Origin of the sequence: Paenibacillus chondroitinus NBRC 15376 (assembly GCF_004000765.1) — a bacterium.
In the GTDB taxonomy this organism is placed as follows: domain Bacteria; phylum Bacillota; class Bacilli; order Paenibacillales; family NBRC-103111; genus Paenibacillus_E; species Paenibacillus_E chondroitinus.
The window spans coordinates 42,298-49,556 of the sequence record NZ_BILW01000046.1; the positions used below are offsets into that span (position 1 = coordinate 42,298).

Consider the following 7,259-nt stretch of genomic DNA (forward strand, 5'->3'; position numbering starts at 1 on the left):
GAGGGCGTTTTATTCGTTCCAGCCTGGCTTAGTCGGCAGGATGCAGCAGTCTTTCGCCGGCAATGCCCGGCGTCGTCATCTGAATCGGATTGAGGATTTCTTCAATCTCCTCTGTAGTCAGCAATCCGCGCTCCAGAATCAGCTCTTTCAGCGTCATGCCTGTGCGCACGGCCTCTTTAACCAGCTGCGCGGCTACCTCATAACCCAGATGCGGATTCAGAGCCGTAACAATGCCGAAGCTTTGCTCGACATAGGTGCGGCACCGGTCGCGGTCCGCTTCCAGACCTTCGATGGCGAAGCGCTCGAAAACATCCGCCGCGTTGCGCAATATTTTGAGGGATTGCAGCAAGTTAAACGCAAGTACAGGGCCCATGACGTTAAGCTCGAACTGGCCTGCTTCACATGCCAAACAAATCGTATGGTCGTTCCCGATCACCTGGAAGGCCACTTGGTTTACAACCTCCGGCATAACAGGGTTCACTTTGCCCGGCATGATCGAGGACCCTGGCTGTCTTGGCGGCAATTTCAGCTCCCCTAGACCTGCCCGAGGACCTGAAGCCATCAGACGAATATCGTTGCATATTTTGGACAGATTCACGGCACAAACCTTCAAAGACGCAGAGAGTTCTGTGTAAGCATCCATGTTTTGCGTGCCGTCAACCAAATGCTCGGCATTCTCAACCGGGATTCCGCACTCATCTTTCAAATGAAACATCACGCGATTAACATACTCCGTCTTCGCATTCAGCCCCGTCCCTACGGCAGTTGCTCCCATGTTCACCGTCAAAAGCCCCGATGAAGCTTGGCGAATCCGATTAATATCACGCTGCAAGACACGTGCATAGGCGCCGAATTCTTGTCCAAGACGAATCGGAACAGCATCCTGAAGATGCGTTCTTCCCATTTTTATCACATCATCAAATTCCTTTTCTTTCTTGGCAAAAGCGCTCTGCAGCGAGATCATCGTCTCGATTAACTGTTGGGATAAGCGGTAGGCAGCAATTTTGATCGCAGTAGGAATGACGTCATTCGTCGACTGCGACATATTCACATGATTGTTTGGATTACAGTGAAAGTAACTGCCTTTCTCCTCACCCATCAGCTCCAGCGTCCGATTGGCCAGTACTTCATTCATATTCATATTAATGGAAGTTCCAGCTCCCCCTTGGATAGAGTCTACGATGAACTGATCCAAAAGTTTGCCCTCTCTAACTTCTTCAGCTGCTTTTACCAAGTGCTCAGCAATCTTCTTAGGCAGCATATGGGTTTCCATATTCGCCAGAGCTGCCGCTCGCTTTACTTCTGCTAACGCCGTTATAAGTTCTGCATGAATTTTTACGCCTGTAATTGGAAAATTTTCAAGGGCACGCATCGTTTGGATGCCGTAATAAGCCTCGGCTGGAACTTGTTTTTCACCTAAAAAATCTTTTTCAATGCGAATACTCATCGTACACACCGTTCCTTTTTCATTAAAGTAACTGCTTGATCGCGAAGTAGGTGTTCTAACAGCATCCTTCAGGGATGGATTTTAATTGACCACCGTAATGTGAAGTGGTTATCAGAACTATTCGCGCCTTCCTGCCCATATTCCTGCAATATCTGACACGCCTTGTAATAAATTTATGCGAAAATGAAAGCATTTTCATAAATCGAAATGTTTTAGTATTCTTCAAATAATATTACCTTTCTCTACTTATATATGCTCGCAGTCGGCCGATGCAAGGACATTCCCGTAAAATACGCTGCCCGAATATTGAACCATCTTAGACTTATGCCCGCACATGAGCATCCTTATAACCAGAAGAATACAATAGATTACAAACTCGCATTGTGCGACAATATAAGTATCAAAACACGTTTGGCCAGGTTGCACTCCAAGGAGGAATACTTATGGACACAAAAAGTTCTTTGATCATTGAAAAAACAGAAAAGTACGGAGCCCATAATTACCACCCGCTGCCTATCGTCATTTCCAAAGCAGAAGGCGTATGGGTCGAAGATCCGGCCGGCAACCGCTTCATGGATATGCTTAGCGCTTACTCGGCTTTGAATCAAGGGCATCGTCATCCCCATATCTTGAAAGCGCTCCATGAACAAGCTGAGAAGGTCACCTTGACTTCAAGAGCTTTTCACAGCGAAACACTCGGAGCTTTCTATGAAAAATTAGCGAATTACACCAATAAACCGATGGTTTTGCCGATGAACACCGGTGCCGAAGCGGTCGAAACGGCGGTCAAAGCGATCCGCCGCTGGGGCTACGACGTCAAAGGGATTCCGGAAGATCAAGCGGAAATTATCGTCTGTGAAGGGAATTTCCATGGGCGCACGGTGACGGTCACTTCCTTCTCGTCATCGCCGGAGTACAAGCGCAGCTTCGGACCTTTCACACCGGGCTTCCGCATCATTCCTTACGGGGATGTGGAGGCGCTTCGGGCGGCCATTGGACCGCATACAGCCGGGTTTTTGTTCGAGCCGATTCAGGGCGAAGCCGGCATCGTGATCCCGCAGGACGGTTACCTGCGGGAATGTTATGAGCTATGCCAAGCGAATCGCGTGCTTTTCGTCGCGGACGAAATCCAGACCGGATTCGGCCGTACGGGCCGCCGCTTCGCCACGGACTGGGAAGGCGTCACGCCGAACCTGTACATCATGGGCAAAGCCCTCGGCGGCGGTGTCTTTCCGATCTCGGCCGTGGCCGGAGATCGCGAGGTCCTTGAGGTGTTCGAGCCCGGGTCCCACGGCTCCACCTTCGGTGGGAACCCGCTCGGCTGCGCCGTCGCGATCGCGGCGCTGGAAGTGATCGAAAACGAGCGGCTCGCAGAGCGCTCGGATGAGCTTGGGGCTTATTTCCTGAAGCGGCTTCAGGAAATTCAGTCGCCGCTGATCGCGGAGATTCGCGGGCGCGGGCTGTTCATTGGTATTGACCTTAAGGTCCCGGCCCGCCCTTTCTGCGAACAGCTGAAGGAGAAGGGACTGTTGTGCAAGGAGACACACGAGCACATCATTCGTTTTGCTCCTCCGTTAACCATTACCCGGGAGGAGCTGGATTGGGCTTGGCAGCATGTGCATGAAGTGCTGACTGGCGCTTGAGCTGAAGCTGATTATCGTCGAGGAAATCACACATTGGGGAACTTTTGGGGTGATGCTGGAATAGCGGACCACAGTTCCCGCATAGCTGCCATTAGCCGCTATTCTCGCTATATAGCGGCAGTAGTTCCGCTAAATAAAAAGCTCCGCTTCCCGTAAGAGGAAGTCGGAGCTTTTGTTATTTTTTCACAAACACGAGCGTCCCAAAACGCTGCGGAATATGGAAATTGACTGCACCGGTCGGAGACCAGGCCCAGTAATGCCGCTTGCCTTCCGTATCGTCATCGATGCGGTATACATTCCAGCCCCACTCGGCACCATGCCGCGGAACTTGCGCTTGCTCCTGTCCCTCCCTTAAATCGGCAAAAGGAATTCGCAGCTCATAATGCTTCCACCCCTCTGCCCCATCAGAGACAGACGTACGTAAGCCCTTAGCGTCCCAAGCCACATCCACTTTTTTATTCCCGTCAAGGTTGTTGTGAATCAACGCATCGAATTCAATGCCCCGCGGGCTCAGTTCGAATTCGTAGTAAACTTTGCCCGTACCCATGGGGTCAAGGAACACTTCCACAACGTCCTCCTCATAGATCGGATCATCACGGCGTTCCATCGTCGCCACAATATGATCGTCCTCACACTCAAACCGGATATGCAAGGCCTCCTCAGTCCAGCATGCCCGAAACTGCGTTTCCAAACGAGGAGTGGCTCCGGTTACAACATCGTACAGCCTCTCCCGGGGAATTTCATCCCAAGGAATACGTATTTTTTCATCAGCTATGTATTGGCATTCGTATCTCATTCCGGCTCGTTCCTCACTTTGCTATTTATCCTTGTAACCAATATTAATATCTTCTTACATTGATGCCAATAGGTAAAGTGTGCGTGTGTGCCATTAACAAAATAAAACCGCCTGACGGCGGTAAAATTGTTCATATTCTCTTTTTATAAACCCTCATAGCAAAAATATAGGCCACTAACATAATTCCGACGCACCACGCAAGCGCAATCCATATATCATTATTCAAAGGCTGGCCTGACAACAAAGCGCGGATAGCTTCTACAATCGAGGTCACGGGTTGATTTTCTGCGAAGATACGAACGATGGTCGGCATCGACTCGGTTGGTACGAAAGCCGAGCTGACGAATGGCAGGAAGATAATCGGATAGGAGAAGGCGCTGGCGCCGTCAACGCTTTTGGCGGACAGTCCAGCTATCGCTGCGACCCAAGTTAAGGCCAACGTAAACAGGGCAAGTATCCCGGCAACGGCAAGCCACGGCAGTAAGCCTGCGGAGGAACGAAAGCCCATAAGCAGCGAGACGAGAAGGATGACAATAACGGAGATCGCGTTGGATACCAGCGAAGTAATGACATGCCCCCACAGTACGGTGGAACGGGCGATCGGCATGGTGTGAAACCGCTCGAAGATGCCCCGCTGCACATCGATAAATAATCGGTAAGCCGTGTAGGACACCCCGCTGGCAATTGCGATTAATAATATACCGGGCAAAAGGTAATTCACATAGTTATCCGTTCCGGTTTGAATGGCACCGCCTAACACATAGACAAACAGCAGCATCATCGCGATCGGCATGATGGTCACCGTGATGATCGTGTCCATGCTGCGGAAAATATGGCGCATGGAGCGCCCAAGCATGACGCTGATATCGCTGAAAAAATGATTTTTTACCGTCTCCATTTTATTTCTCCTCCTTTTTGCCGACGATAGCCAGGAAAATCTCCTCAAGTGTCGGCTGCTTCTCCACATATTCCACCTTTGCGGTTGGGAACAGCTGTTTCAGATCCGAGAGTGTGCCACTGGCGATAATCTTGCCCTCATGCAAAATGGCAATTCGGTCAGCCAACTGCTCAGCCTCTTCCAAATACTGCGTGGTAAGGAGTACTGTCGTGCCACCATCCGCAAGCTCCTTAACGATTTTCCAAACTTCGATGCGCGCTTCGGCATCAAGCCCTGTGGTTGGTTCATCAAGGAAAATGATCTGTGGTTTTCCCACAAGGCTTAAGGCAATATCCAGCCTGCGTCGCATCCCCCCGGAATAAGTAGCCACCCTGCGGTCGGCCGCTTCGGTCAGGCCTAAGCGCCTGAGTAAGTCATCCGCAACCTGCCGCGGATCCTTGAGATAGCGCAGCTTCGCAAACATGATCAAATTTTCACGGCCCGTCAAAATTTCATCCACCGCGGCAAACTGCCCGGTCAAACTGATCACCTGCCGTACATGATCAGGTTTTGTCACGACATCGAGTCCGCCAACGACGACGGATCCGCCATCCGGTTTGAGCAGTGTCGTGAGGATTTTGACAACCGTTGTTTTGCCGGCGCCGTTGGAGCCAAGGAGGGCGAATATGCTGCCCTTTTCCACTTCAAAATCTACACCCTTCAGCACTTGATGCTCCTTGTAGGATTTCGTCAATCCTTTTACTTGAATGGGTTTGCTATGCGTGGTCTGCATCAGAATCCCTCCCTTCCTTTAAATGACTGTCACTTTGGACAAATTGGCTTCCATCCCTTTAAGCGCGGCATAAGTCAGTTTATCCATCGCAGCGCCGTCAAAGATGATGCTTTGGATAGCCCTGTAATACTTCTTAGACAAGGTAAATCCCGATAAGAAAGACACATTCTTGAGTGTTGCGTTTCTGAACGAAACACCGTTTAAGGCTGCTTTGTCAAATTTAACGCCGATAAACGTCTGCCCGTCAAAACATTGTCCAGTCAGATCCGTGTACTTGAAATCAACCCCATCAAATGAACAACCTTCAAAAACGGTTTTTCTAAGATCGGTCATCGTTAACGTCACGTCGGTCAATCTTGATCCTGTAAATTTGGCTCCGTCAAGCCCCGACTTGCTGAAATTGGTTCGAACAAGGATGGCGTTACGAAAGCTTGCATTTGTCAGGTCAAGCGTGGATAAGCTGCAGTCCGTCAGGTTTGCGCGGTCAAAATTGGCTTCTCTTACGTCGCTGCTTTTAAACGTACTGCCAGTCAAATCCGCCCCCGCAAAGTCAGAACCGCGTAACGCGCTGCCTTTGAACTGTCCTTTGTGGGCCGTAACGCCTGCAAAATCGCTATTCGCCAAGTTGCTTGCGCTGAAGTTAATCAACACCTGCCGTTCCAACGAACGCGAAAGGTTGGCAACCTCCAAAATCGTTTCCTCGATATCTCCGATGCTTTCGATTGTCATCTTTAATGCGGTTTCATCGTCCTTTCCCGCAGCTTTGAGCTCTCTGTAGCGCTCCTGCAAATCGGAGTGCAGGTCCGCCTTTAATTCATTAACGCTTTTGACTCCGTCGTATGGCGTGAAAACACCGTTCAAATAGTTCGTTAATTTCGTATTCATCGTATCAATCTCCTTATAATAAATTTTCTAACACGCGTTTGGCATATTCCCAATTGTTGAAGTTGCGGACATAAGTGGCTTTGCCCTTTTCCGTAATCCTGAAGTACTTGCGACGTCCGCTTTGCGTTTCATCGCCCCAGTACCACTCGATATCCAAGTCGGCCTCGAGCCGCCGGAAGCTGGCGTACATCGTCGCTTCCTTCAGTTCGTATTCGCCCCCTGAGCGCTCGGCGATCAGTTTGACAACCTCATAACCGTAGCGATCAGCTTCAGACAAGAGCCGTAAAATCATTCTATCCGTATGTCCGCGAAGCAGGTCGGATGTGATCTTGTTCTCGCTCATGTCATCACCTCCATATCTGCATAATAAAGCATACTACTATGACTGTCAAGGTACTATTTTAAATTAAATACTTTGCCTAGGATAATTTCATACAAACATGAAAAAAGGCCTATTTCGGTGAAATAGAGCCCTGTAGTTCTGCGTTAGGGAGAAAGGAATCGTTGGAGGAGTTAATTTCCCTCCGTAGTTTAGCTTGTTAAGTGACCAGTAGGAGCGTATTTTGGGGTGGGAACACCCAACGCTGCTAAAAATTCAGCGTTACTGAGACATTTGGCGGAGGGGGCATCGTCATACGAGAAATAAGTTGGCTGGCAGGCCACCTTGAGGAACTACAGGGCGCTATTCTAACAAATTAAGCCGTTTCAGCGTTCAAGCGGAACTACCAGGCCTTATTTGAACGCCTAATCCCGTTTTCTTTAAGAAAACGGACAAATAGAGGACGTCAGTTCCCCTCCTTGCGAAAAAAAGCCTATTT

7 protein-coding genes are annotated in these 7,259 nt (G+C 49.6%); 1 reads left to right on the plus strand and 6 read right to left on the minus strand.

What is annotated here, in order from left to right; translation table 11 throughout:
- Window positions 1-28 precede the first annotated feature (28 nt).
- Entirely contained in the window at window positions 29-1,447 is a 1,419-nt protein-coding gene (aspA, locus tag PCH02S_RS30380) for an aspartate ammonia-lyase (RefSeq protein WP_276563048.1), read from the minus strand.
- A 443-nt stretch (window positions 1,448-1,890) separates the two neighbouring features.
- Here aspA and PCH02S_RS30385 point away from each other — a divergent pair, with 443 nt between their 5' ends.
- Window positions 1,891-3,090 (plus strand): ornithine--oxo-acid transaminase, encoded by a 1,200-nt coding sequence (locus tag PCH02S_RS30385; RefSeq protein ID WP_127457847.1) that lies wholly within the window; start codon window positions 1,891-1,893, stop codon window positions 3,088-3,090.
- A gap of 175 nt (window positions 3,091-3,265) precedes the next feature.
- Here PCH02S_RS30385 and PCH02S_RS30390 read toward each other — a convergent pair whose 3' ends face one another.
- From PCH02S_RS30390 to PCH02S_RS30410, 5 genes are all read right to left on the minus strand, one after another.
- Window positions 3,266-3,886 (minus strand): carbohydrate-binding family 9-like protein, encoded by a 621-nt coding sequence (locus tag PCH02S_RS30390; RefSeq protein ID WP_127457848.1) that lies wholly within the window; start codon window positions 3,884-3,886, stop codon window positions 3,266-3,268.
- A gap of 130 nt (window positions 3,887-4,016) precedes the next feature.
- Window positions 4,017-4,784 carry an ABC transporter permease gene (locus PCH02S_RS30395; protein ID WP_127457849.1) on the minus strand — a complete coding sequence of 256 codons (768 nt, stop codon included), beginning with the start codon at window positions 4,782-4,784 and terminating at the stop codon, window positions 4,017-4,019.
- Between the two features lies 1 nt (window position 4,785).
- Window positions 4,786-5,556, minus strand: coding sequence for an ABC transporter ATP-binding protein (locus tag PCH02S_RS30400; RefSeq protein ID WP_127457850.1), 771 nt, complete (start codon window positions 5,554-5,556; stop codon window positions 4,786-4,788).
- Window positions 5,557-5,574: 18 nt separating this feature from the next.
- Window positions 5,575-6,441 carry a pentapeptide repeat-containing protein gene (locus PCH02S_RS30405; protein ID WP_127457851.1) on the minus strand — a complete coding sequence of 289 codons (867 nt, stop codon included), beginning with the start codon at window positions 6,439-6,441 and terminating at the stop codon, window positions 5,575-5,577.
- A gap of 13 nt (window positions 6,442-6,454) precedes the next feature.
- Window positions 6,455-6,784, minus strand: a complete 330-nt coding sequence (locus PCH02S_RS30410) for a PadR family transcriptional regulator (protein WP_127457852.1) — start codon at window positions 6,782-6,784, stop codon at window positions 6,455-6,457.
- Window positions 6,785-7,259: the final 475 nt, after the last annotated feature.

Coding starts and splice junctions, on each gene's coding strand:
- aspA (WP_276563048.1), bottom strand. CDS start 1,447: ATGAGTATTCGCATTGAAAAAGATTTTTTAGGTGAAAAACAAGTTCCA.
- PCH02S_RS30385 (WP_127457847.1), top strand. CDS start 1,891: ATGGACACAAAAAGTTCTTTGATCATTGAAAAAACAGAAAAGTACGGA.
- PCH02S_RS30390 (WP_127457848.1), bottom strand. CDS start 3,886: ATGAGATACGAATGCCAATACATAGCTGATGAAAAAATACGTATTCCT.
- PCH02S_RS30395 (WP_127457849.1), bottom strand. CDS start 4,784: ATGGAGACGGTAAAAAATCATTTTTTCAGCGATATCAGCGTCATGCTT.
- PCH02S_RS30400 (WP_127457850.1), bottom strand. CDS start 5,556: ATGCAGACCACGCATAGCAAACCCATTCAAGTAAAAGGATTGACGAAA.
- PCH02S_RS30405 (WP_127457851.1), bottom strand. CDS start 6,441: ATGAATACGAAATTAACGAACTATTTGAACGGTGTTTTCACGCCATAC.
- PCH02S_RS30410 (WP_127457852.1), bottom strand. CDS start 6,784: ATGAGCGAGAACAAGATCACATCCGACCTGCTTCGCGGACATACGGAT.